The organism is Luteimonas sp. TWI662 (assembly GCF_039673825.1).
In the GTDB taxonomy this organism is placed as follows: domain Bacteria; phylum Pseudomonadota; class Gammaproteobacteria; order Xanthomonadales; family Xanthomonadaceae; genus Luteimonas.
Genome location: NZ_JBDJMI010000055.1, coordinates 1 through 855 on the forward strand (window position 1 = coordinate 1; position 855 = coordinate 855).

The following is an 855-nucleotide window of genomic DNA, read 5'->3' on the forward strand; positions in this document are numbered from 1 at the left end:
ATCGGCTTCCTGCGTGAGGCCGAGGCCGGTCTACCGGTCAAGGAGCTGTGCCGCCGGCATGGCTTCAGCGAGGCGTCGTACTACCTGTGGCGCAGCAAGTTCGGCGGCATGAACGTGTCCGAGGCCAAGCGCCTGAAGGAACTGGAGACCGAGAACGCGCGGTTGAAGAAGCTGCTGGCCGAGCAGGTCCTCGAGAACGAAGTGATCAAGGACGTGCTGCGAAAAAAATGGTGAGCGCACCGGCCCGACGCGAGCAGGTGCGCTACATGGCAGGCAAAGGGCTCAGCGAGCGGCGTGCTCTGCGCGTGGTCGGCATGAGTGCCAGCGCACTGCGCTACACGCCTCGTCCGGATCGCAATGTAGAACTGCGGGCGCAGATCCAGGCCTTGGCGCATCGGCACAAGCGCTACGGCGTGGGCATGATCTGCCTCAAGCTGCGGCAAGGCGGCCAGGTCGTGAACTACAAGCGCGTCGAGCGGCTGTATCAGCAGGCGAAACTGCAGGTGCGGCGGCGCAAGCGCAAGAAGGTGCCGATGGGCGAGCGGCAGCCGCTGATCCGTCCGGTGATGGCCAACGAGGTGTGGTCGATGGACTTTATCTTCGATCGCACCGCCGACGGCCGTGTCATCAAGAGCCTGGTGATCGTGGATGACGCCAGCCACGAGGCGGTGACAATCGAGGTCGAGCGCGCGATTTCGGGCCACGGCGTCAGCCGTGTGCTGGACCGCCTGGCACTCAGGCGTGGCCTGCCGAAGGTGATCCGGACCGACAACGGCAAGGAATTCTGCGGCAGGGCGATGGTGGCTTGGGCGCACGAGCGTGGCGTGGCGTTGCGCCTGATCCAGCCGGGCAAAC

At 65.3% G+C, this 855-nt stretch carries 1 pseudogene; it reads left to right on the forward strand.

Features of this window, described 5'->3' with window-relative positions:
• Positions 1 to 855, forward strand: a pseudogene (locus ABE488_RS17715) (IS3 family transposase); the annotation flags it as partial.